Source organism: Bradyrhizobium sp. CCGUVB23 (assembly GCF_024199885.1).
Taxonomy (GTDB): domain Bacteria; phylum Pseudomonadota; class Alphaproteobacteria; order Rhizobiales; family Xanthobacteraceae; genus Bradyrhizobium.
On record NZ_JANADQ010000001.1, the window covers coordinates 2986594 to 3007640 of the forward strand.

The window sequence follows — 21047 nt, forward strand, 5'->3', positions numbered from 1 at the left end:
TCGCTGAAGCTTCGGCGAGCAGAGTTCGCGAGCCTCGTCGGAGCCTTGGCGGAGACGGGACCGGGCGACCCAGTATTCCAGAGACAGCGATGGGATACGGAGAAGCGGCAGCGGCCTGGATTCCCCGCCTTCGCGGGGAATGACAACGGTGCGTGGGGCACCCACCTCATCTTGACATTTTGACAGACCTTTAGGGGTCTTCTCACGGCCCCAGTTTTGAGGCTAATAGGGCCTCGAAAGCCGCCCTTTATGGGCGCATTTTGCTGCCGACGGGTCAAAGGCAGCCAAAAAACGCCATTTCCAACAAGAAAGCCCCTCATGAAACGCCACGACGCCCATGGTTTGAAGATCGCCCCTGTTCTCTTCGACTTCATCGCGAAGGAAGCGGCCCCGAAGACCGGGATCGCACCGGACGCGTTCTGGGCTGGGCTTGCCGCGATCGTGAAGGATCTGGGTCCCAAGAACCGCGCGCTGCTCGCGGTTCGCGACAGCTTGCAGGCCAAGATCGACGACTGGCACCGCGCGAACAATGGCAAACCGTTCGACATCAATGCCTATACCGCCTTCCTGAAGGAGATCGGCTATCTCTTGCCCGAGCCTGCGACGCAGAAGGTCGAGACCGCTGATGTCGACGAGGAGATCGGCAATATCTGCGGGCCGCAGCTCGTCGTGCCTCTCACCAATGCGCGCTACGCGCTGAACGCAGCGAATGCGCGCTGGGGCTCGCTCTACGACGCCTTCTACGGCACCGATGCGATCCCGCATGACGCTGCCGATACCGCCAAGGGCTACAGCAAAGCGCGCGGCGACAAGGTCATCGCGAAAGCGAAGGCATTCCTCGACGCCGCCGTGCCGCTCGCGACCGGCAGCCACACCGACGTCACCGCCTATAGCGTGGTCGCTGGCCAGCTTGCGGTGAAGCTGAAGAGCGGCAACGCCACCGCGCCGAAGAACGCTGCGCAGTTCGCGGGCTTCCAGGGCGATGTGGCGGCGCCTTCCGCGGTGCTGCTCGTGAACAATGGCCTGCATGTCGAAGTGAAGATCGACCGCAGCAACACGATCGGCAAGGACGATCCGGCCGGGGTTGCCGACATGATCATGGAGGCGGCCGTCTCCACCATCCTCGACATGGAAGACTCCGTCGCCGCGGTCGATGCCGAGGACAAGGTGCTGGTCTACCGCAACACGCTCGGGCTAATGAACGGCACGCTGTCGGCGGATTTCGAGAAGGGCGGCAAGACACTGACCCGCGCACTCAACACCGACCGCAGCTACAAGACGCCGGACGGCAAGGGCGAGGTGAAGCTGCACGGCCGCAGCCTGCTCCTGATCCGCAATTGCGGTCACCACATGTTCACCGATGCGGTGCTCGACGAGACCGGCGAGGAGATTCCGGAAGGCCTGCTAGATGCGGCCGTCACCGGCCTGCTCGCGATCCACGACCTCAAGGGTCTTTCCAAGAGCAACAACAGCCGCACCGGCTCGGTCTACATCGTCAAGCCGAAGATGCACGGCCCCGACGAGGTCGCGCTGACCTGCGAGATCTTCGGCCGCGTCGAGCAGATGCTCGCACTGCCGGAGAACACGCTCAAGGTCGGCATCATGGACGAGGAGCGGCGCACCACCGTCAACCTCAAGGCCTGCATCCAGCAGGCCTCCAAGCGCATCGTCTTCATCAACACCGGCTTCCTCGACCGCACCGGCGACGAGATCCACACCTCGATGGAAGCGGGGCCGATGATCCGCAAGAACGAGATGAAGGCGCAGGCATGGATCAAGGCCTATGAGGACTGGAACGTCGACATGGGGCTGATCGACGGCCTGCCCGGCCACGCCCAGATCGGCAAAGGCATGTGGGCGGCGCCCGACAAGATGGCGGACATGCTGCAACAGAAGCTCGCCCATCCGCAGGCCGGCGCCACCACCGCCTGGGTGCCCTCGCCGACGGCGGCGACGCTGCACGCGCTGCACTACCATCAGGTCAACGTCATCGCGCGCCAGCAGGAGCTCACCAAGGGCGGGCCGCGCGCAAAACTCTCCGACATCCTCACCATTCCGGTGTCGAAGTCGAACTGGGCGCCCGATGACGTCAAGCAGGAGATCGACAACAACTGCCAGGGCATTCTGGGCTATGTGGTGCGCTGGATCGACCAGGGCGTCGGCTGCTCCAAGGTCCCTGACATCCACGACGTCGGGCTGATGGAAGACCGCGCCACCTTGCGCATCTCGAGCCAGCATCTCGCCAACTGGCTGCACCAGGGCGTCATCACCGAAGCGCAGGTGATGGAATCGCTCAAGCGCATGGCCGTCGTCGTCGACAAGCAGAATGCCGGTGACCTGCTCTACAAGCCGATGGCGCCGTCGTTCGACGGCGTCGCCTTCAAGGCCGCCTGCGACCTCGTGTTCAAGGGCCGCACGCAGCCGAACGGCTACACCGAATACATCCTCACCGCACGCCGCCGCGAGGCGAAGGCCGCCGGTTAATTACGGCTGGCCTGTCAGACGTCAAAAGCCCCGGTTCGCGCCGGGGCTTTTTTGCGAGATCCGTAGATGGATAACGGGCCCCGCTAAAACACCGTGAGGTACTTCAACAGCGAGACGATGCCGATGATGATGACGATGACGCGCGCGATCTGCTTGGCGCGGCCGTCCATCGGCAGCATGTTGATGAGATAAAGAACGAGGATGACGACGAGAAAGGTGACGAGTACGCCAACGAGCATCGGAAGGCCCCCTTCAGGCAAATTGCTAACGAACTCCTAACGCCGCGCCCGCCCTTCGGTTCCATTCAAGCAACCCGTTGCAACTTCTAGTAAATACGTACTTCTACCAGCCGAGCTACTGATTAAAACTTTACCCTTTTCCTTCCAAATGCCGAAGCGCTTGCGCCGCGCCGCAGGCGGGCATTGCCGATTTGAAGACCGCTCCTTCCTGATTCGATTGTCGGGGCGCTGCTTTCCGAGCTTTGAAATAGGAATTGGGGGACTTCGATGCTCAATCGTCTGACCGTATCCGTGCTGCTCAAGGCGGTGATCGCGATCACGTCGGTCTGCGTGGTGATTGCACTGTCCCTCACCGCCCTCGAGTCATGGGAGCGTCTCAGGACCGCAAACCGCATCTCGCGGATTGCCGACGCGTCCGCCGATCTCTTCAAGGCGATGCACAATCTGCGCACCGACCGCTCGACGACCTCGCGGCTCCTCAACGCGAGCGAGCCGATGGACGCCGAGATCGACAAATACCTGCGCGACTTGCGTGAGGCCGAGATGCCGGCGATGGCACGCGCGCTCGAGCTGCTGCCGACCATGGACTTCCCGCAATCGACGACGCTGGTGCCCGAGCTTGCCCGCCTGTTCAAGCTGCTCGGCGACGAGCAGAAGCAATTCTGGGACGAGGTGGTGAAGCCGAAGGAGCAGCGCCGGACAAGCCTCGCCAAGGAATATATGGAGACGACGCAAGGCCTGTTGGAGACGCTCGACAAGACCTCCAATATCCTCGCCGCCAGCGTCAATCACCAGGATGCAATGATCGACCAGTTGCTGGCGATCAAGCAGAATGCCTGGCTGCTTCGCAACACCGGTGGCGAGGCGTCGCTGATCGTCTCCAACGGCATCGGCGCCGGCCGTCTCGCGCCCGAGACCCGCATCGCCTACATCCAATATGTCGGCGGCATCGCCGCGACGTGGAAAGCGCTGGATTTATCGACCTCCGGCATGCAATTGCCGCCGGCACTCGTCTCGGCGATGACCGCTGCCAAGGCCGCCTATTTCGATCCCGATTACCTCGCGCTGCGCGATCGTCTCGCCAACGCGGCGGCCAATGGCGAGAAGCCCGAACTAACCGCAAATCAGTGGACGCAGGCCACGGTGGCGCGGCTCGCGAGCGCCGTCGTCGTTGCCGAAGCCGCGCTCGACGCCGCCAAGAGCCATACGCTGGAGCAGCGCATCGCAGCCCAGCGCGCACTGATCGTGCAGCTCACGCTCCTGGTGCTGGCCTTGGCACTGACCGCCGGAGCGATCATGCTCGTCACCCGCCGTGTCATCACGCCGCTGGTCAATATTCGCGATGCCATGCTGAAGGTCGCCGGCGGCGATCTCGCCGTCGATAGCGGCTATCTCGACCGGCAGGACGAGATCGGCGCGCTCGCCGGCGCGCTGGAAACCTTCAAGCAGCAGGCCAATGACAAGCTGAACATCGAGGCCCAGGAGCGCGAGCGCAATGCAGGTGCCGCGGCACGTCAACGCGCGGTCGAAACCTATGTCGGCGAGTTCGAGGGCGTCATCCGCAAGACACTTGGCGAGCTGGGTGAGGCCTCCGGAGAAATGCGCAAGACCTCGGGCGATCTCTCGGCCGTCTCACGCCAGACCAACGACCGCGTCCAGGTCGCCGGCAAGGCCTCGGGTGACGCCTCGATGAGCGTGGACAGCGTGGCGGCAGCGGCCGAGGAGCTCAGCGCCTCGATCAACGACATCAGCCAGCAGGCGGCGCACGCCGCGGGCATCGCCAGCCGCGCGGTCAGCCAGGCGCGGGAGACCGACGGCACCGTGCAGGGCCTTGCCAAATCCGCCGGACGCATCGGTGAGGTTGTCGGGTTGATCAACACCATTGCCGCGCAAACCAACCTGCTCGCGCTCAATGCGACCATCGAAGCCGCCCGCGCCGGTGAAGCCGGCCGCGGCTTTGCCGTGGTTGCCTCCGAAGTGAAGTCGCTGGCGAGCCAGACCGCCAAGGCGACCGAGGAGATCTCCGAGCAGATCTCCGACATCCAGAAGGTCGCGGGCGATGCCATCAACGCCATCCAGGCAATCGGTGGCATCATTGGCGAGGTCAACGAGGTCGCGACCGCGATTGCCACCGCCGTCCAGCAGCAGGGCGCGGCGACGCAGGAGATCACACGCAGCACGCAATTTGCCGCGCAAGGCACCAGGAACGTCTCGGACAATATCACGGGCGTGAAGGCCGATGCGGATGCCGCCGCGGCCGCAGCCGATAATGTCAAGCACGCCTCGGAAACGCTGGAGACCCAGAGCCGTCAGCTCGGCCACCAGGTCACCGACTTCCTCGGCAAGATCCGCGCGGCGTAGGCTGCGCACTCGATGTCGTTCATTGCCGTCATTGCGAGGAGCGAAGCGGCGAAGCAATCCGGAATCCCGCCGCGGAGACATTCTAGATTGCTTCGCTTCGCTCGCAATGACGGGATTGGGGCAGGGATGATCCCACAAGCCCGGGGGCCCCAACAAAAATGTCGAAAACAACCCCATGCAAAGTAGCCGGGACCTCTCAAACGACGCCAGGGGCGTTTGACGCGTCGGGCAAATCAGAGCGGAGATCCATCATCGGCCAGACTGGCCGCCCCGCCCTCGCCGGGCACGATGCCAGCCCGGCGCGCCGATATCGGCACTACTCCCGCGCCACCACCGGCAGGTGGCGGAATTTCGCCCGCACGGACTCCGGCAGCGGCGAGAAGTTCATGGTGACGCCACGCCTGTCGCTGGCGTTGCGATTGGCGACCACCAATCCGCCGGGGCTCGCGACGATATCGCCCTTGCGCAAGGTCGGATCGTCCGTGACCTTGACCGCGGCGAGGCCGACGAAATCCTTGCCGTTGCAGGTACAGCCCGCGACGAGCTCGTTGCGATAGCGGTAGGCATTCGGCAGGTCGGAATAGTCCTGCCCCGTCTCCGTGACTGCCTCGTCGATGTCGCTGCCATAGACCAGCGTGGTTTCGGCTGAGGGACAGAAGCTGTTGCAGCTCTGCGCCTTGCTCTCGCTGTCGTTGCCTTGCGCCGGAAAGTGGCGCCCATCGCAGGTGCGCACGCACCAGGCCTGCCCGCCGCCATAGGAACGCACCCGCGGCGCCTCGTAGCGCGGCATGTCGTCGGTGGGGAACGGCATCCTGATCTGTGGCGGCGGCCGGGCGCCGAACGCACCGAACAGCGCCGAGAGGAAATCCTCCGCGCGCGCCGACGACGTCAGCGCCAGGCTGAGCGAAGCGAACAGCAACACCGCCGCGCCGCCGGCCACTTTGACTGTCGAACGCCCGATCATGTTACCTCGGCGCCGAACTGTTCAGGGAGACGGGCGAAAGATTGAGCGCCTGGCGTCCCGAGGCCAGTGTCGTCGCGGCCGGGCGCGCCGCTTTGCGCGACTGATCGCCGCCACGCGCCAGCAGCGGCGCGTTCTTCGGGAGCACCACGACCCTGGTGCCGATATTGACCCGGTTGAAGAGATCGACGACGTCCTCGTTGGTCATGCGGATGCAGCCCGAGGAGACGAACTTCCCGATCGTGGTGGGGTCATTGGTGCCGTGGATGCGATACTCGCTCGCGCCCAGATACATCGCACGCGCGCCGAGCGGATTGCCGAGGCCGCCAGCGACAAAGCGCGGCAGATAGGGCTGGCGCGCGATCATCTCCGCCGGCGGATGCCAATCCGGCCATTCCGCCTTGCGGCTGATCGCCTGCACGCCGGACCAGGTGAAGCCGTCGCGCCCGACCCCGACGCCGTAGCGGATCGCACGTCCCTGGCCGAGCACGTAGTAGAGCACGGTATTGCCGGTATCGATCACGATCGTCCCGGCCGGCTGGCTGCCGTCGAAGCTGACGATCTGCCGGCGCAGCCGCTCGGGCAGGACGGAATCGTCCGAGGCGACCGGATCATCCGAGGCCTGCGGCTGCCCGGTTACATAGCCTTGCGCATAACCCTGCGGAAAAGCCTGCGGCTGCATTGGCATAAAGCCGAGCGTCTGCGCACTTGCGGCGCCGAGTGGCATCGTCAGCAATGCTGTCGCAAAGGCAAGCGTGGTGAAGGCGCGCGGCGAACGCCGGCGGTGGGATGCAGATAACTGTGTCATGTGCTGCCCCGTTTGAATCCAAGTGCATCAGGGTGATGCGCTGGCCGAACAAACGCGCTTGCGACGACTCAAGTTCCGCGCGCTCGCGCAGCCGGCCGGTCACAGTCAAGCGAAGGCAACTTCACGAGTCCGCGACGGAACCTTCCAGTCAGAGGCACGTTCTTCAGCAGTCTTGCGCGCGCGGAGCGTGAGCTTCGTGCGGGAGAATGGCTGTGCACGTCCTTCCCGGTGAACGTCTGCTTTCCAACGACAGCGAAGGCGCACCGCTTCCCGACAGCAAAAGCGACCTGCCGCCGGTGATCCGGCGCACCGAGTTCGTTGCCTTCTCGCTCGCTTGTATGCTTCTGATCGCGGTCGTGGCCGTGCTCTATGTCGGCAAGCCGTTCTTCCTTCCCGTCGTGATGGCCTTCGTCACCGGCACCATGCTGTCGCCGGCGGCAACGTCACTGGAACGGCAACGGGTGCCACGCGCGCTGGCCGCTGTGCTGATCGTGGTCACGGTCACCGCGATGGTTACCTTCGTCGTCGCCCTGATCGCTTCGCCGGTCATGGAATGGAGCACCCGCCTGCCGGAGCTCGGCGCACGGCTCAAGGACAAGCTGCATTTGTTCGACCGGCCGCTGGCACTGTGGCAGGAGCTGCAAGCAATGGTCGGCGGTTCGGAAGGCCTGCCGAGCTTCCAGATGCCGAAATTCGAATGGGTGCAGCCGACCCTGGAATTCCTGTCGCCGACCTTCACCGAATTCCTGCTGTTCTTCGCGACCCTGATCCTGTTCATCGCAAGCTGGCGCGACCTGAGGCGCGCGCTGATCATGACCTTCAGCGATCGCGACGCGCGGCTGCGCACCTTACGGATCCTCAACGAGATCGAGGTCCATCTCGGCAACTATCTCGTGACGGTGACGGTCATCAATATCGGCGTCGGCATCGCCACCGGGATCGTCTGTGCGCTGACCGGCATGCCCAATCCGGCCGGGCTCGGCGCGCTGGCGGCGGCGCTGAACTTCATCCCGATCATCGGACCGATCGCGATGTTCGTCGTGCTGGTCGTGGTCGGCCTGATCGCCTTTCCGACCCTCGGCAGCGGATTGATGGCAGCGGTCGCTTTCGGCGGCCTCACCTTCCTGGAGGGACATTTCGTCACGCCCACCATCATCGGCCGGCGGCTGGCACTGAATGCACTGGCGGTATTCCTCGCGCTCGCCTTCTGGACCTGGCTGTGGGGGCCGATGGGGGCCTTCTTGTCATCGCCGCTTCTGATCGTCGCGCTCATTCTGAAAGAGCATCTCCTTCCTCCCGATGCGCCGCAACTACCAGGCGACTGAGTGGTTTCCACAAGGGGAACTTCCGTCACGGCGGAACGTTTTTCCGGCTAGCTCACCGCCAACGATCCGGAGCTTTCGATGTCAATGACCAATGCCGAAACAGGAATGAAAGACTGGACCGACAAGGCCACCCGCGAACGCCTCGAAAAGGATGTCCTAGCCGTGAAAAACGATATCGCCGCCCTCACCGAACAGATCACTGACGCCCTCAATACCTTTGCCAACTCCGCGGGCAAGCAAGCCCGGCGCGGCTACAAGCAGGCGCGCCAGCAGATGGATTCGGCCATGGATGATGCCTCCGAGCGCGGCAGCGCGATGATGGATGCGGCACAGGACGCAGCGACCTCGCTGGAGGAAACGCTCGAGGATGCGATCACGCAGCGCCCGCTCGCGACCGTGGGTATTGCGCTCGGTATCGGCTTCCTGATCGGCATTGCCTGGCGCCGCTAAAAGCCGAAACCACGAAGAGGACCGAACTTCATCGCCGTGCTGGCGGGAGGGATTGAGGAGCGAGGGCGATGTTTCAGCGGATAATCGATGGCATCAGTGCCTCGACGGGTACGACCCTGCGGCTGACCTCGCTTGCGGCAGCCGCAGCGCTTGCGCTCTTCATCACCACGGCATTTCTCTGCGCCGCAGTCTTCATCCTGGTGCTGCAAAACTATGGTCCGGTGCAGGCATGCCTCGCCGGGGCCGGCGTGTTCTTCCTGCTCACGCTGGCCGCCGCCGGCAGCTACATCGCCTACAAGCGAGAGACCGAGAAGCGCGCGCGACAGGCAGCGGAAAAAGCCGCGCGATCCGCAGCCCAAAGCATGCTGTCCGATCCGATGCTGATCGCAACGGGCTTGCAGATCGTCCGCGCCATCGGCGTCAAGCGGCTGCTTCCCATCCTTGCGATCGGCGGCGTGGCGCTCGGTATCATGGCAAGCCGGGCCGGGACACCCGAAGAGGAGGCCTCGCCCGAGCCGGCCGAATAATTATCGGGCAAAATTCGAACTGATCAGGTCACGCAACGGCCGGGCTGGAGCAGCTTTGCGATTTCGGTCAGCGAGCTGACGACGGGCTCGCAGGCGACCGTGGGCTTGCGCCCCTGCTTTTGCAGCAAGACGGGCGGCTTGGCATGGCTGGCATTGCCGGTCTCGATCGTCGCGGGAACACGCAGCAGCACTGACGTATCGGCGAGATCGTTGAGACGCATCGACACGGTGCGGGTCGCAACGGCCGCGGGCCTCGGATTGGCGATGCGGTCGGCCTTGCCGGCGCGATTGACGATGTGGCCCGGCTCGTCGGCGACGGCCTGCCAGCGCTGCACGAGATCGTGGCCCGACGCCAGCTGCACGGCACCAACCGTCAACGAGATGGCGACCGCGCCTAAAAACGCTTTGCTGATCTGTGACATGGTTGTTCGTCCCTCGCCCCATGGCGATCACTGGAACAACGCTGCCGGATTGTCAGGGGTTCTCAGGCGTCACGATCACTTAACCGTGTGCGAAAAAGAGACAGGCAAGAGAAATACTGGGATCAAAAATAATTTGCGGCGCCCTGGAACGACTCTTGTGCGCCGGAGTCATCATGGCAGCCGGTTATTCCCCCCTGCCCCATAAACCGGCGACGTAGGGCGCGACTGTGGTGATGCCAGTCGCGCCTTACTTTTTTCTGCGACAGACCTGGATAGTCAGCTCGTCTCGATCGGGCGATTTGATCGCGTGGCTCGATCAGGTGACTTGATCAGGTGACTTGATCAGGTGACTTGATCAGGTGACTTGCCGGGCAACGTCGCCGACGTCGAATGGACGGTCATTTCCAAGCGACGTGGCAGTGAGGACCGTGGCTGTGAAGCAGGGCGGCCAAGCCTGAGAACGCACACACTCGCATGCAATCATCCGGCTAGCGCTGGGAAGCCAAGACGGCCGCCCCGCTATTCCTGCCAAGGTCAGGGAGAAGCAGGTTCTCTTCGGGTGGCGCTGGTGAATCCGCCGGCCATTGCGGGTAGACAAGCGCACTCCCTGTAGTTGCGCTTGTATTTACATACACGTCAAGACGTTAACGCGCGTTAAAGCGGACCATTCAAATCGCGCGCGACACAACCAACGATGCGCGGCAAGTTGCCGCATACGCGGAACAGGCGAGTTACCGGCTTGCTGATCAAGCTGCGCCGGGCCGCGCTACACCTGCCAGCCACTCGCGCCCTTCCGAATAAAGCTTCTCGACCTCGGCGCCGGTCAGGCCGGGCATGTCGCGCTTGACCTTGTAGCCGATCAACTCCTGCATGTAGCCGAGGTGGCAGTAGCCTTCGGGAAGCGCAGCCAAACGCGCCGCGTCGAGCCGGAGGACCGCGGCGGGATCGACCGGATCGAGCCGGTCCTTTTCATAGATCGGCTGGCGGCGAACGATGCCCCATTTGCCCTGCCGCTTCTCCAGGAAGTCGTAGAAGCGCCCGGTGCAGACCACGTCGCAGACGACATCGTGGACCGGCGCCCGCTGCGAGATCGTCATCTTGGTCTGCGCGATGGCGCGCTCGCCGGCGAGATCGATGCTGGTGCCACCGAGGAAGTGCAGGATGCGCACGCCCTTGGCAAAGCCTTCGCGGCTCACCCGGATGAAGTCCGCAGCCGGCCCCTGAAACCAGGTCGCCGACATCCACCCCTCCGCGTGCCAGACGGACGCAAAGCGCTCCCAGTCACCGGCGTCGCGCCAGACCACCCAGTTATCGATGAGATCGCGGATGGCGAGACGATCGAGCAATGCTTGGTCGAGCATGGGCAAAGTCTCCGGACAGAACACGGCCGCCTCACGACCGTTTCCGTCACCTATGGAGGACGAACTCCGCAGCCGTCAAGCGCGCCGGACGAACAACAAAAATCCGGCGCGCCATGTCGGCGCGCCGGATCAGTTCGTCACTACGTTCTATGCTTTACGCCGCGCGCGCCATCCTTAAGCCGCTGGCGCTTTGGGCGCGCGATTACGCGAGTTGCGCTGGAAGAAGAGCGCCTGGCTCGCCACCGCCGAGACCATCGCGGGCTGGAACGGCTTTGAGATCAGGAACGCCGGCTCCGGCCGCTCGCCGGTGAGGAAGCGCTCCGGGTAAGCAGTGATGAACACCACCGGCACCTCGAAGCTGCGCAGGAGCTCGTTGACCGCATCGAGGCCCGAGGAGCCGTCGGCAAGCTGGATGTCGGCGAGGATCAGGCCGGGCCGCTTGTTCTTGGCGAGCGCGACCGCATCAGCATGGGTGCGGGCGACGCCGACAACGTTGTGACCGAGATTCTTCACGAGGCTCTCGAGGTCCATGGCGATGAAGGTCTCGTCCTCGATGATCAGCACATCGGTCGCGATCTCCGCTGCCATCTCGCGGCCTGCAGCGTCCGCGAGCCTGCGCGTCTCGCCGACGTCGGTGCCGAGGATGAAGGCGACTTCCTCCTCCGAAAATCCCTCGAGCGACAGCAGCAGGAAAGCCTGGCGCGGCAGCGGCGTGATGTTCGACAGCCGCCGCTCCGGCGGCATCGGCAGCGTCGTCACCTCGGCATCATCGTTGAGCGAGACCGAATTCCAGATCTGGGTGAACAGCCGAAACAGGCCGGCGCGCGCTCCGTGGCTCTCGTCGAGCACCGCCGGATCCCCGAGCATGGCTTCCAACATGGCTGCGACATAGGCGTCGCCGGACGGCTGGCTGCCCGTCAGGGCACGCGCGTACCGGCGCAACAACGGCAAGTGTTCAGCAACAAGCTGTGAACGGGACATCCCCACTCCATTCGTCTTCGGGCCAGATATCGGCCAGGGGCGGCCCTGGTTCCCCTGCTGGCGTGACTACGCTTCAACCACAGAAAAGTTCCGGAACGGCTGGAACTTTTTGTGCAACTTCGCATTAGGCCTAACTAGGGAACGGCTCCCGGTTGAGAAAATTTCTCGATTTGACAGTGACTTAACTCGGGGAAACGTGGAACAGGTCATGAAAGATCTCAAATCTCAAGCCAGCAGAAACACGACCCCCGGCAAGGGAGGGCTGACACCGGAGATCCAATCCCGGATCGGCCATCAATTGCGCGCCATGTACGACGACGTCGTGCGGCAGGGGGTCCCCGAGCGGTTCGCCGAGCTGATCAAGAAGCTTGATGCGCCGGGAGGGACACCCCAAGATCAAACCAATGGGGGAACCAACGACAACAATGGGAGGGACTAATGCCTCTCACGGAATCCCTGCGCGACGACATCCTGGCGGCAGTCCCGAGCCTGCGCGCGTTCGCCATCTCACTGAGCGGCAATGCCGACCGTGCCGACGATCTGGTCCAGGAGACGTTGTTGCGCGCACTCGCCAACATCGACTCGTTCCAGCCCGGCTCGAACCTGCCGGCCTGGCTGTTCACCATCCTGCGCAACCTGTTCCGCTCCGACTATCGCAAGCGGCGGCGGGAGGTGGAGGATGCTGAAGGCAACTATGCCAAGACGCTGAAGACCCAGCCGTCGCAGAATGCGCATCTCGAGTTCGAAGAGTTTCGCGCGGCGCTCGACAAGCTACCGCAGGACCAGCGTGAAGCGCTGATCCTCGTCGGTGCGTCCGGCTTCTCCTATGAGGACGCGGCGTCGATCTGCGGCTGCGCGGTGGGCACGATCAAGAGCCGCGTCAACCGCGCGCGCTCGAAGCTCGCAGCACTGCTGTATGTCGACGGCGCCGAAGATTTCGGCCCCGACGAGACCGTGCGCGCCGTGATCGGCGGCAGCGGCGGCTGACGGACAGCTTCGGTCGGAATGATGAACGAGGGGAAGGCGGCCATTTCAATGGCCGCCTTCGCATGCGTGATTTAATGCGCGTGTGCTCTCCCTTCTCCCCTTGTGGAGAAGGTAAGCGAAGATCGCGTCGGCTTCAGCGCGCGGGCCTTACCGGCGCCGAGAATTTTTCCGTGCGGTCGCGCTCGGTCATGTCGACGACGGTCTCCATTGGCGCGGTCAGCTCGTAGACGTAGGACGCATCGGTGAAGTAGCGCTTGGCGGTGCCGCCGAGCGCTTCGGGCGCGACGCGGTCGAGCAGGATGAGGCCGAAATCGGAATCGGCGCGCCGCGTCGCCTCGCTGGTGTTGAACTCCTCCCAGCGGAAATGGAAGACCGTGTCGGGCTCCTCGCCCGTCACCGTCCAGTTCGCGGTGATGTGCGGATGCTTGCCGACCAGCGACAGGCCCTCGTCGGAATGCGAGGCGAGCTCGAAGAACAGCAGCGACAGGCTCTGCGCGGCGCGCGCGCTGACCGCGATGTCGGGCCCGCTGATGGCGATGCGGTCAGCATGCGGAATGGCGCGCGCCTCGAACAGACCCTTCAGCTTCACGCCCTGCCACTGGCTTTCGCTGAGCAGCGAAACGACGTTGGACATCGCGTGGATACGCCCGATCAACAATTCACGCGCGACGTCGATGTCGGAGCCGTGACGCAGCGTTCGCGTCACGATCGACTGGATCACCGCCAGAATGTTCTTCACGCGATGATTCAGCTCGTCGATGACCGCCGTCAGCCGGCGCTCGAATCCGATCCGCACCTGGATTTCGCGGCTGAGCCTCAAGTTGTTGTAGGCGACATAGCCGAACAGGCCGCACACCATCGCCGTGATGGCGAAGCCGATCGCCGCGACGATGACAGCGGTCTGCTCGGCGCGCCGCGCCGAGTTGGTCTTGGCGAAGTAGCTGAGCTGCCAGTCGCGGCCGCCGAAGCTGACCGTGCGCGTCGAGGAGGGCTGTGGACCATCCTGCGAGATGGTCCGCGCGCTGACGACGCCCTGATCGTTGGCGATCAGCTCGCCGCCGGTCGCGCGCGGATCGCGCAATGCGACCGAGAACAGCGACATGTCGTCATTGGTCAGCATCAGCGAGGCGAGCTCGTAGGAAAACGTGATGAACCCGGCAGGCTCCGTCTCGCCTTCCGGAATGACCGGCGCGGCCACGATGATGCCGATGGGTCCGTTCGGACGGAGCAGCGGCACCGGATCGGAGGCGACCGACTTCCTCTCGGCCATGGCGCGCGCCAGCATCGCGCCGCGCACGCCGTCCTGATCGAAGCTGCGACCGGGCAGCACCTTGGTCTCCTCGCTGCGCGGCTCGAGATCCATCAGCACGTTGATCGGCTGGGTGATCTTCGTGGTGTCGAGCAGCGTGTCGTCGTAGTTGCGGATGTGCGGATTGGGAAAGCCGGCAGAGCTGAGCGCCGCCTGCGCCGCGCTCAGCTCCGTCGGCTTGAGACGGGCGATCCAGGAGGCGACCACGAAGTCGGTCTTGAAGGCATAAATGGCCGAGCGCAGCGGCTCCAGCATGTTCGGCTTGATCACGGCGGGCGTGCGGAACAGACCGGAGGCGACGCGCGCCAGAAGCTCGCGCTCGGTCAGGCGGTCCTGCACCAGGCTCGCATGAACGTCGATCGCGCGAGCCAGCGCGATGCGATCGATCGCCAGCTCCTGATCGTGGACGCGATAGGCCGCGAGCCCGGAGAGCAGTATCCCGAGCAGCGCGATAAAACCGATGATAAATCCCAGCCGAACCACTCGTTTACTCAGAAGGTGAGAGGCTGGCGAATAACACGGAGCATCTGAACGCCGCTCGAACGGCCAGTTGCCGAAAGAGAGTGAAACCCCACGGAAGGCGATAATGAAGGAGGAGCCATCGTGACGCAACTTGGGTTGACCGGAATGCTTAATCCGCCAGCCGAGGCATCAGCGCTCCGGGCACCCGAAGTAAGTTAATCATCGTGGCGAACATTGGTTCCGCAGGGACATATTTTGCCGCAGATATTAACGGGCAGACACTAACAGTCGTGTCAGACTTGGCTAATGTCGCCAGGCACCGGACCTGCCCTTCGCCCCGTCCTCGTCAGCCCGCCCTTTTCAACCCGCCCTTTTTAACCCGCCTTTGGCCTCGATGAAGCCGATGATGCGGTCGAGTCCCTCGCTCTTCTTCAGGTTGGTCATGACGAAGGGGCGCTCGCCCCGCATCCGCTTCGCATCAAGCTGCATCTTCTCCAGCGAGGCGCCGACATGCGGTGCGAGGTCGATCTTGTTGATAACCAGGAGGTCGGAGCGTGTGATGCCCGGTCCGCCCTTCGACGGGATCTTGTCGCCCGCCGCGACGTCGATGACATAGATGGTGATGTCGGCGAGCTCCGGGGAAAAAGTGGCAGCGAGATTGTCGCCGCCGGACTCGATCAGCACCAGATCGAGTCCGGGAAACTTTGCGCGCATGTCCGCAACCGCCGCCAGATTCATCGAGGCATCCTCGCGGATCGCGGTATGCGGGCAGCCGCCGGTCTCGACGCCGGCGATGCGGTCCGGCGTCAGCGAGCCCGAGCGCACCAGGTATTCCGCGTCCCACTTGGTGTAGATGTCGTTGGTGATCGCCGCGATGTCATAGCGCTCGCGCATGGACTTGCAGAGCAGATCCATCAGCGCCGTCTTGCCCGATCCGACGGGACCGCCGACACCGACACGCAGGGGGCCGTGAGACGTAGCCATTGAGTCTTTCCTATTGTCGTCCTGGCGAAAGCCAGGACCCATTACCACCGAACTCTGTTGCCGCGGCAAACTGGGGCCACAGCCGCGCATAACCACGAGCATTTGTGGTTATGGGTCCTGGCTTTCGCCAGGACGACGGCGGAGTGCGCTGCCCCGCCCTCACGATCTAAACAGCCGCGTATATTGTGTCTCGTGCCGCAGACTTGCGAGATCGGCGCGGAACGTCGCGCTGCCGAGATCGTCAAGGGTCGCGCTCAACGCGCGGGCGGCGGTTGCGGCCACGGCGCCCTCCAGGGCGGCGAGCACACGCTGGCTGTCGGTCTGGCCGAGCGGGATCAGCCGGCTCGCCGCCGAAATCCAGTTCGAGACCAGCGCGTGCAGGAAGGCATGCAGCGTCGGCTCCAGCCGGACGCCATGGGCGCTAGCGACCACGCCGACCGCGACGGGATAGACCAGCGGCCCCGCGCAGGCCGCGACCATCGCATCCAGCCCGTCCGCATTCCAGGCCGCGCGCGCGATGTCGATGAAGGCGCGGCCCTGCGACGTGGTCTCGAGCTGTCGCTCGCGCGAGGGCACGAAGGCGGCCGCAAGCTCCGCGGTGTCACGCAAGCGAGCCTCATCGCCCGCCTCCGCCGCGCGAAACGCCTGAACCAGGAAAATCGCATCGCAAAAGCCCGCGCCGTCGCCGAGCATCGCGTCGAGCCAGTTCGCGAGCGTCGCCGTGTCGATGATGTCGCCCGCCTCCACCGCCCATTCGATGCCGCTGGAGTAGGAGAAACCGCCGACGGGAAACGCTGGCGACAACCACGTCATCAGCCGGTAGAGCGCCGCCGCCTCGCGTTCCGTCAGGCGGCCGGCACCAGCTGGCTCATTTGTGGTCATGAGCATGGCCGTGGCCGTGGTGATGGTCGGGATGGTCGCAATGCTCGTCGTGGTGATGATGGTGACCGTGGTCATGGTGGTCATGCGCGGCATGATCATGGTGGTCATGGTCATGACCGTGATGATCATGGTGGTGATGCCCGTGATCATGATGCGCATGGTCATCATGCCCATGATCGTCAGCATGCGCGTGGCCGGCATCAGCATAGGCGCCACCTTCGGGATCGAAGGGAGCCTCGATCTCGATCACCCGCGCACCCAGCCCCTTCACCATCGCCTCGATCACATGATCCTTTCGGATACGCAGGCTCTTGGCCATGATCTGCGTCGGCAGGTGCCGGTTGCCGAGATGCCAGGCGACGCGGACGAGATGGAGCGGATCGCGGCCGCGGATCTCGAGCAGCGGCTCGGGAGCCGCGACCACCTCGACCAGCCGGCCGTCCTCCAGCACCAGCGCATCGCCGCCGCGCAGCGCGACCGCGTTTTCAAGGTCGAGCAGGAATTCGAGCCCGCGCGTGCCGGTCATCGCCATGCGGCGGCGATGCCGATCGTCGAAGTCGAGCACGACCGTATCCGCCGCTGCTTCCGTGAAGCGGTGCTGTTCCCTGACCTGCGTCGCCCGGATCATGCGCTCTATCCTGTTACCTGGTCTCGACCTTTTCCGGCGTGATCACTTCGACCTTCGGCGGCGCCGCAAAGCACTTCACCGCAACGCGGCCGAACGTCTTCACGTGCTCCATGGCACGATGCGGTACCAGCGCTTCGGCATTTTCCCACTGCTCGACGAACACCATCTTGGTGTGATCGGTGACGCTCTCGTGCAGATCATAGGCGATATTGCCGGGTTCCTTGCGCGTCTCCTTGATGCAGGCGGTGGCCGCTGCAATGAACTCGGCGCGCGTTTCGGGCTTGATGGTCAAGGTGGCAACGACGTAGATCACGAAAAATCCTCCCGGCTTTTCTTTAAGGCTTCAAGATACCGGGCGCGACATTAGACCAAGCGCGACGAGACGCAAAACCGGAAAATCCGCCCTCGGACAGGCGCCGAGGGCGCAACGTTCGACGGTAATTTCAGTACATGAAATACCGCTGCGCCATCGGCAGCACCTCGGCCGGCGCGCAGGTCAGAAGCTCGCCGTCGGCGCGCACCTCATAGGTCTCCGGATCGACCTCGATGTCAGGCGTGGCGTCGTTGTGGATCATGCTCTTCTTGGAGATCTTGCCGCGGGTGTTCTGGACCGCATAGAGCTTCTTGTCGATGCCGAGCTTTCGCGCGAGGCCGCCGGTGACCGCGGCCTTCGAGGTGAAGACGACGGAGGATGCCGTGCGCGCCTTGCCGAAGGCGCCGAACATCGGCTGATAATGCACCGGCTGCGGCGTCGGGATCGAGGCATTGGGATCGCCCATGGGAGCGGCGACGATCGTGCCGCCCTTGACGATGCAGTCCGGCTTGACGCCGAAGAACGCCGGCGACCACAGCACGAGATCGGCGAGCTTGCCCTTTTCGACCGAGCCGATCAGCTTTGACACGCCATGGGCGATCGCGGGGTTGATCGTGTACTTGGCGATGTAGCGCTTGACGCGGAAGTTGTCGTTATCCTTGCCCTTGTCCTGCGGCAGTGACCCGCGCTGCTTCTTCATCTTGTCGGCGGTCTGCCAGGTGCGGATGATGACCTCGCCGAGGCGGCCCATGGCCTGCGAGTCCGAGGACATCATCGAGAGCGCGCCGAGGTCGTGCAGGATGTCTTCAGCCGCGATCGTCTCCTTGCGGATCCGGCTCTCGGCAAACGCGAGGTCTTCCGCGATCGAGGGATCGAGATGGTGGCACACCATCAGCATGTCCAGATGCTCGTCGATGGTGTTGCGCGTGAAGGGACGCGTCGGGTTGGTCGAGGACGGCAGCACGTTCTTCAGGCCCGCGACCTTGATGATGTCAGGCGCGTGACCGCCACCGGCACCTTCGGTGTGGAAGGCGTGGATGGTGCGGCCCTTGAAGGCCTTGATCGTATCTTCGACGAAGCCCGACTCGTTCAGCGTGTCGGAATGCAGCATGACCTGGACGTCGTAGTCGTCGGCAACCGACAGGCAGTTGTCGATCGCCGCCGGCGTCGTGCCCCAATCCTCGTGCAGCTTCAGCGCACAGGCGCCGCCCTTGATCATCTCGACCAGCGCGGCGGGCCGCGAGGCATTACCTTTGCCGGAGATTCCGAGATTGACCGGAAATGCGTCGAACGACTGGATCATCCGCGCGATGTGCCACGGCCCCGGCGTGCAGGTGGTGGCGAACGTGCCGTGCGACGGGCCGGTGCCGCCGCCCAGCATCGAGGTGACGCCCGACATCAGCGCGTGCTCGATCTGCTGCGGGCAAATGAAATGGATGTGGCTGTCGAAGCCGCCGGCCGTGAGGATTTTTCCTTCGCCCGCGATCACGTCGGTGCCGGGGCCGATGATGATGGTAACGCCGGGCTGGATATCCGGGTTACCCGCCTTGCCGATCGCGGAGATCATGCCGTCCTTGATCGCGACGTCGGCCTTGACGATGCCCCAGTGGTCGACGATCAGCGCGTTGGTGATGACCGTGTCGGCAGCGCCCTGCTTGTTGGTCACCTGCGACTGCCCCATGCCGTCGCGGATCACCTTGCCGCCACCGAACTTCACCTCCTCGCCATAGGTGGTGAAATCCTTCTCGACCTCGATGATGAGGTCGGTGTCGGCCAGCCGCACCTTGTCGCCGGTGGTCGGGCCGAACATGTCGGCATAGACGGAACGTTTCATCTTGACGGACATCACAAGCCCCGTTTGCGTTTGAATGTTTGGCCGGTCACAGCGAGGCCCTCGCTGCCTTTACGGCATCATCGAATTTCGTATCGAGCCATGGATTGCCGCCGCGGCAGCCGGCGACCACCTGCTCGGCCCAGCCCGTGTAATCGACGAGATCGTCGCGTTCCTCGGGGTTCGGCTCGGCATGAATGCGCGCGCCGATATTGCTGATCTTGTCGGCGATCTTGATCAGCTTTGCGTCGGCGGATTTTTTGGGCGCATCGATCACCTGGCGGCGCCGCCGCTCGGCCTTCGGCAGGCTCATGTCGTCCGTGCACTCGACGACGAGAGAGGCAACGCGGTCGGAAAATTTCGCAGCCAGCTCCTCGCGCGTGGTGTCGGTATCCTCGATGGTGTCGTGCAGCCAGCCGGCGGCGACGAGCTCGGCATCCGCGCCGTCGGTCGCGGTGGCAAGCAGGTTCGCGACCTCGGCGAGGTGATTGACGTAGGGTTCGCTGCCACGTCCCTTGCGCGCCATCCCGTTGTGGCGACGGGCAGCGAGCTCGGCGGCTTCGGAGATGAGGCGAACGGGTGACAGCATGCCTCACACCTCCTCGCCATTGGACGCATCGCTCTCTCCGTTCCCTCCCCCCTTGCGGGGGAGGGGCAGGGAGGGGAGTGCACCTTGCTCCGCAGCCTGCAGAATCGTGAGAGCCACGCCCTCCAGATTTTTCATCACGTCGTCATTGGTGAAGCGCAGCACGCGATAGCCGCGCGAGGCGAACCATTGGTCGCGCGCCTCGTCCTTGCGAAGCCGCTCTTCGAATTCATGGCTCTCGCCGTCGACCTCGACGATGAGCTTGCAGGAATGCGCGACGAAGTCGGCGATGTAATTGCCCATTGGCGCCTGCCGGCGGAGGCCGAGGCGAGCCAGCCGATGCGCTTTGAGATGACGCCACAACAGCGTCTCCGCGCGCGTCATCGCACTCCGCAACTGCCTGGCGCGAGTTCTTTGTAACGGAGAGACCTCGTCGTGTGGCATACCCCCCTCCCCGACCCTCCCCCGCAAGGGGGGAGGGAGCCAGACAGATGTGCTCACCTCACTGGATATTGCGGCATCCCAATGCGAGTCCGGACTCTCGGCTAGCAATCCGTCTTCGATCCATTCAGCTCCGCTCTCTCCGTTCCCTCCCCCCTTGCGGGGGAGGGTTAGGGAGGGGGGTGCACCTTGCTCCGTTGGACGACGTATCGTGAGGACAGCGCTCTGAGTGACGTCGACCGCGCCCCGGTTTGCAAGAGCTCGTCGCACGTCGTCGTGCCGAGCCTGGGGCTTACCCCCCTCCCCGGCCCTCCCCCGCAAGGGGGGAGGGAGCGAGACAGTCGTGCTCACCTCACTATTGATCACGGCCCGCATCTCGTCTTAGCGCGCGCTCACAGCTTCCCCATGACGTCGCCGCGGAAGCCGTAGATGGTTTTCTTGCCGGCGAGGGCGACGAGCTGGATGTCGCGGGTCTGGCCGGGCTCGAAGCGGACTGCGGTGCCGGCGGCGATGTCGAGGCGCATGCCGCGGGCTTTCTTGCGATCGAACTTCAAGGCTGGATTGGTTTCGAAGAAATGGTAGTGCGAGCCAACCTGGATCGGACGGTCGCCAGTGTTGGCCACCGTCAGCGTCACGGTCTTGCGGCCGACATTGAGCTCGATCTCGCCGTCCTGGATGAAGAGTTCGCCGGGGATCATGCTCTGC

General features: G+C 64.0%; 22 protein-coding genes. 7 read left to right on the forward strand and 15 right to left on the reverse strand.

Translation table 11 applies throughout. The annotated features are described in order from the left end of the window. The first annotated feature begins 318 nt into the window (after nucleotides 1-318). Nucleotides 319-2484 (forward strand): malate synthase G, encoded by a 2166-nt coding sequence (locus NLN62_RS13630; RefSeq protein ID WP_254109121.1) that lies wholly within the window; start codon nucleotides 319-321, stop codon nucleotides 2482-2484. Nucleotides 2485-2567: 83 nt separating this feature from the next. On the opposite strand, the gene NLN62_RS13635 is transcribed toward NLN62_RS13630, so the two are convergent. Next, on the reverse strand, nucleotides 2568-2723 hold the full coding sequence (locus NLN62_RS13635; RefSeq protein ID WP_100235107.1) for a Thivi_2564 family membrane protein: 156 nt from the start codon (nucleotides 2721-2723) through the stop codon (nucleotides 2568-2570). A 267-nt stretch (nucleotides 2724-2990) separates the two neighbouring features. Between NLN62_RS13635 and NLN62_RS13640 the strand changes: the two genes are divergently transcribed. Next, complete coding sequence (locus tag NLN62_RS13640) at nucleotides 2991-5084, forward strand: methyl-accepting chemotaxis protein (protein WP_254109122.1); 2094 nt, start codon at nucleotides 2991-2993, stop codon at nucleotides 5082-5084. A gap of 316 nt (nucleotides 5085-5400) precedes the next feature. Here NLN62_RS13640 and NLN62_RS13645 read toward each other — a convergent pair whose 3' ends face one another. After that, nucleotides 5401-6048 carry a DUF2865 domain-containing protein gene (locus NLN62_RS13645; protein WP_254109123.1) on the reverse strand — a complete coding sequence of 216 codons (648 nt, stop codon included), beginning with the start codon at nucleotides 6046-6048 and terminating at the stop codon, nucleotides 5401-5403. A 1-nt stretch (nucleotide 6049) separates the two neighbouring features. Continuing rightward, nucleotides 6050-6853 carry a L,D-transpeptidase gene (locus NLN62_RS13650; RefSeq protein WP_254109124.1) on the reverse strand — a complete coding sequence of 268 codons (804 nt, stop codon included), beginning with the start codon at nucleotides 6851-6853 and terminating at the stop codon, nucleotides 6050-6052. 212 nt (nucleotides 6854-7065) lie between these two features. On the opposite strand from NLN62_RS13650, the gene NLN62_RS13655 reads away from it, so the two are divergent. The 3 genes from NLN62_RS13655 to NLN62_RS13665 all read left to right on the forward strand — a co-directional run bounded on the left by NLN62_RS13655 (nucleotide 7066) and on the right by NLN62_RS13665 (nucleotide 9155). Then, nucleotides 7066-8178, forward strand: a complete 1113-nt coding sequence (locus tag NLN62_RS13655; protein WP_027521780.1) for an AI-2E family transporter — start codon at nucleotides 7066-7068, stop codon at nucleotides 8176-8178. Between the two features lie 78 nt (nucleotides 8179-8256). Continuing rightward, nucleotides 8257-8628 carry a YqjD family protein gene (locus NLN62_RS13660; protein ID WP_027521779.1) on the forward strand — a complete coding sequence of 124 codons (372 nt, stop codon included), beginning with the start codon at nucleotides 8257-8259 and terminating at the stop codon, nucleotides 8626-8628. 68 nt (nucleotides 8629-8696) lie between these two features. After that, nucleotides 8697-9155, forward strand: coding sequence for a hypothetical protein (locus NLN62_RS13665; RefSeq protein WP_027521778.1), 459 nt, complete (start codon nucleotides 8697-8699; stop codon nucleotides 9153-9155). Between the two features lie 23 nt (nucleotides 9156-9178). Here the strand turns inward: NLN62_RS13665 and NLN62_RS13670 are convergent, their stop codons facing one another. From NLN62_RS13670 to NLN62_RS13680, 3 genes are all read right to left on the reverse strand, one after another. Next, nucleotides 9179-9577, reverse strand: a complete 399-nt coding sequence (locus tag NLN62_RS13670) for a hypothetical protein (RefSeq protein ID WP_027521777.1) — start codon at nucleotides 9575-9577, stop codon at nucleotides 9179-9181. A 746-nt stretch (nucleotides 9578-10323) separates the two neighbouring features. Then, the gene (locus tag NLN62_RS13675; protein ID WP_254109125.1) at nucleotides 10324-10938 is read right to left on the reverse strand and encodes a nuclear transport factor 2 family protein; all 615 of its coding nucleotides are present in this window, start codon (nucleotides 10936-10938) and stop codon (nucleotides 10324-10326) included. Between the two features lie 174 nt (nucleotides 10939-11112). Continuing rightward, complete coding sequence (locus NLN62_RS13680) at nucleotides 11113-11919, reverse strand: response regulator (RefSeq protein WP_254109126.1); 807 nt, start codon at nucleotides 11917-11919, stop codon at nucleotides 11113-11115. A gap of 208 nt (nucleotides 11920-12127) precedes the next feature. On the opposite strand from NLN62_RS13680, the gene NLN62_RS13685 reads away from it, so the two are divergent. After that, nucleotides 12128-12358, forward strand: a complete 231-nt coding sequence (locus NLN62_RS13685; RefSeq protein WP_027521711.1) for a NepR family anti-sigma factor — start codon at nucleotides 12128-12130, stop codon at nucleotides 12356-12358. Continuing rightward, entirely contained in the window at nucleotides 12358-12906 is a 549-nt protein-coding gene (locus NLN62_RS13690) for a sigma-70 family RNA polymerase sigma factor (RefSeq protein WP_027521710.1), read from the forward strand. Before NLN62_RS13685 ends, NLN62_RS13690 begins: the two co-directional genes overlap by 1 nt. Nucleotides 12907-13039: 133 nt before the next feature. Here NLN62_RS13690 and NLN62_RS13695 read toward each other — a convergent pair whose 3' ends face one another. From NLN62_RS13695 to NLN62_RS13735, 9 genes are all read right to left on the reverse strand, one after another. Then, nucleotides 13040-14698 carry an HWE histidine kinase domain-containing protein gene (locus NLN62_RS13695; RefSeq protein WP_027521709.1) on the reverse strand — a complete coding sequence of 553 codons (1659 nt, stop codon included), beginning with the start codon at nucleotides 14696-14698 and terminating at the stop codon, nucleotides 13040-13042. 339 nt (nucleotides 14699-15037) lie between these two features. After that, nucleotides 15038-15661 (reverse strand): urease accessory protein UreG, encoded by a 624-nt coding sequence (ureG, locus tag NLN62_RS13700; protein ID WP_254109127.1) that lies wholly within the window; start codon nucleotides 15659-15661, stop codon nucleotides 15038-15040. A gap of 159 nt (nucleotides 15662-15820) precedes the next feature. Next, on the reverse strand, nucleotides 15821-16549 hold the full coding sequence (locus tag NLN62_RS13705; RefSeq protein WP_371933125.1) for an urease accessory protein UreF: 729 nt from the start codon (nucleotides 16547-16549) through the stop codon (nucleotides 15821-15823). Then, complete coding sequence (locus NLN62_RS13710) at nucleotides 16530-17171, reverse strand: urease accessory protein UreE (RefSeq protein ID WP_254109128.1); 642 nt, start codon at nucleotides 17169-17171, stop codon at nucleotides 16530-16532. The genes NLN62_RS13705 and NLN62_RS13710 overlap by 20 nt, the downstream gene beginning before the upstream one ends. Before the next feature lie 13 nt (nucleotides 17172-17184). Then, nucleotides 17185-17484 carry a putative quinol monooxygenase gene (locus NLN62_RS13715; RefSeq protein ID WP_254109129.1) on the reverse strand — a complete coding sequence of 100 codons (300 nt, stop codon included), beginning with the start codon at nucleotides 17482-17484 and terminating at the stop codon, nucleotides 17185-17187. Nucleotides 17485-17614: 130 nt separating this feature from the next. Then, nucleotides 17615-19330, reverse strand: a complete 1716-nt coding sequence (gene ureC / locus NLN62_RS13720; RefSeq protein ID WP_027521704.1) for an urease subunit alpha — start codon at nucleotides 19328-19330, stop codon at nucleotides 17615-17617. 34 nt (nucleotides 19331-19364) lie between these two features. Continuing rightward, nucleotides 19365-19904 carry an HD domain-containing protein gene (locus NLN62_RS13725; protein ID WP_254109130.1) on the reverse strand — a complete coding sequence of 180 codons (540 nt, stop codon included), beginning with the start codon at nucleotides 19902-19904 and terminating at the stop codon, nucleotides 19365-19367. Nucleotides 19905-19907: 3 nt separating this feature from the next. Continuing rightward, complete coding sequence (locus NLN62_RS13730; RefSeq protein ID WP_035661425.1) at nucleotides 19908-20345, reverse strand: endonuclease domain-containing protein; 438 nt, start codon at nucleotides 20343-20345, stop codon at nucleotides 19908-19910. 389 nt (nucleotides 20346-20734) lie between these two features. Beyond that, a complete protein-coding gene (locus NLN62_RS13735; RefSeq protein ID WP_027521702.1) occupies nucleotides 20735-21040 on the reverse strand; it encodes an urease subunit beta in 306 nt (101 codons plus the stop codon). Between the last annotated feature and the right edge of the window lie 7 nt (nucleotides 21041-21047).

Bases quoted from the DNA above. Each gene is read 5' to 3' on its own strand.
- NLN62_RS13630 (WP_254109121.1), top strand. From the start codon at position 319: ATGAAACGCCACGACGCCCATGGTTTGAAGATCGCCCCTGTTCTCTTC.
- NLN62_RS13635 (WP_100235107.1), bottom strand. From the start codon at position 2,723: ATGCTCGTTGGCGTACTCGTCACCTTTCTCGTCGTCATCCTCGTTCTT.
- NLN62_RS13640 (WP_254109122.1), top strand. From the start codon at position 2,991: ATGCTCAATCGTCTGACCGTATCCGTGCTGCTCAAGGCGGTGATCGCG.
- NLN62_RS13645 (WP_254109123.1), bottom strand. From the start codon at position 6,048: ATGATCGGGCGTTCGACAGTCAAAGTGGCCGGCGGCGCGGCGGTGTTG.
- NLN62_RS13650 (WP_254109124.1), bottom strand. From the start codon at position 6,853: ATGACACAGTTATCTGCATCCCACCGCCGGCGTTCGCCGCGCGCCTTC.
- NLN62_RS13660 (WP_027521779.1), top strand. From the start codon at position 8,257: ATGTCAATGACCAATGCCGAAACAGGAATGAAAGACTGGACCGACAAG.
- NLN62_RS13665 (WP_027521778.1), top strand. From the start codon at position 8,697: ATGTTTCAGCGGATAATCGATGGCATCAGTGCCTCGACGGGTACGACC.
- NLN62_RS13670 (WP_027521777.1), bottom strand. From the start codon at position 9,577: ATGTCACAGATCAGCAAAGCGTTTTTAGGCGCGGTCGCCATCTCGTTG.
- NLN62_RS13675 (WP_254109125.1), bottom strand. From the start codon at position 10,938: ATGCTCGACCAAGCATTGCTCGATCGTCTCGCCATCCGCGATCTCATC.
- NLN62_RS13680 (WP_254109126.1), bottom strand. From the start codon at position 11,919: ATGTCCCGTTCACAGCTTGTTGCTGAACACTTGCCGTTGTTGCGCCGG.
- NLN62_RS13685 (WP_027521711.1), top strand. From the start codon at position 12,128: ATGAAAGATCTCAAATCTCAAGCCAGCAGAAACACGACCCCCGGCAAG.
- NLN62_RS13690 (WP_027521710.1), top strand. From the start codon at position 12,358: ATGCCTCTCACGGAATCCCTGCGCGACGACATCCTGGCGGCAGTCCCG.
- ureG (WP_254109127.1), bottom strand. From the start codon at position 15,661: ATGGCTACGTCTCACGGCCCCCTGCGTGTCGGTGTCGGCGGTCCCGTC.
- NLN62_RS13705 (WP_371933125.1), bottom strand. From the start codon at position 16,549: ATGCTCATGACCACAAATGAGCCAGCTGGTGCCGGCCGCCTGACGGAA.
- NLN62_RS13710 (WP_254109128.1), bottom strand. From the start codon at position 17,171: ATGATCCGGGCGACGCAGGTCAGGGAACAGCACCGCTTCACGGAAGCA.
- ureC (WP_027521704.1), bottom strand. From the start codon at position 19,330: ATGTCCGTCAAGATGAAACGTTCCGTCTATGCCGACATGTTCGGCCCG.
- NLN62_RS13725 (WP_254109130.1), bottom strand. From the start codon at position 19,904: ATGCTGTCACCCGTTCGCCTCATCTCCGAAGCCGCCGAGCTCGCTGCC.
- NLN62_RS13730 (WP_035661425.1), bottom strand. From the start codon at position 20,345: ATGCCACACGACGAGGTCTCTCCGTTACAAAGAACTCGCGCCAGGCAG.
- NLN62_RS13735 (WP_027521702.1), bottom strand. From the start codon at position 21,040: ATGATCCCCGGCGAACTCTTCATCCAGGACGGCGAGATCGAGCTCAAT.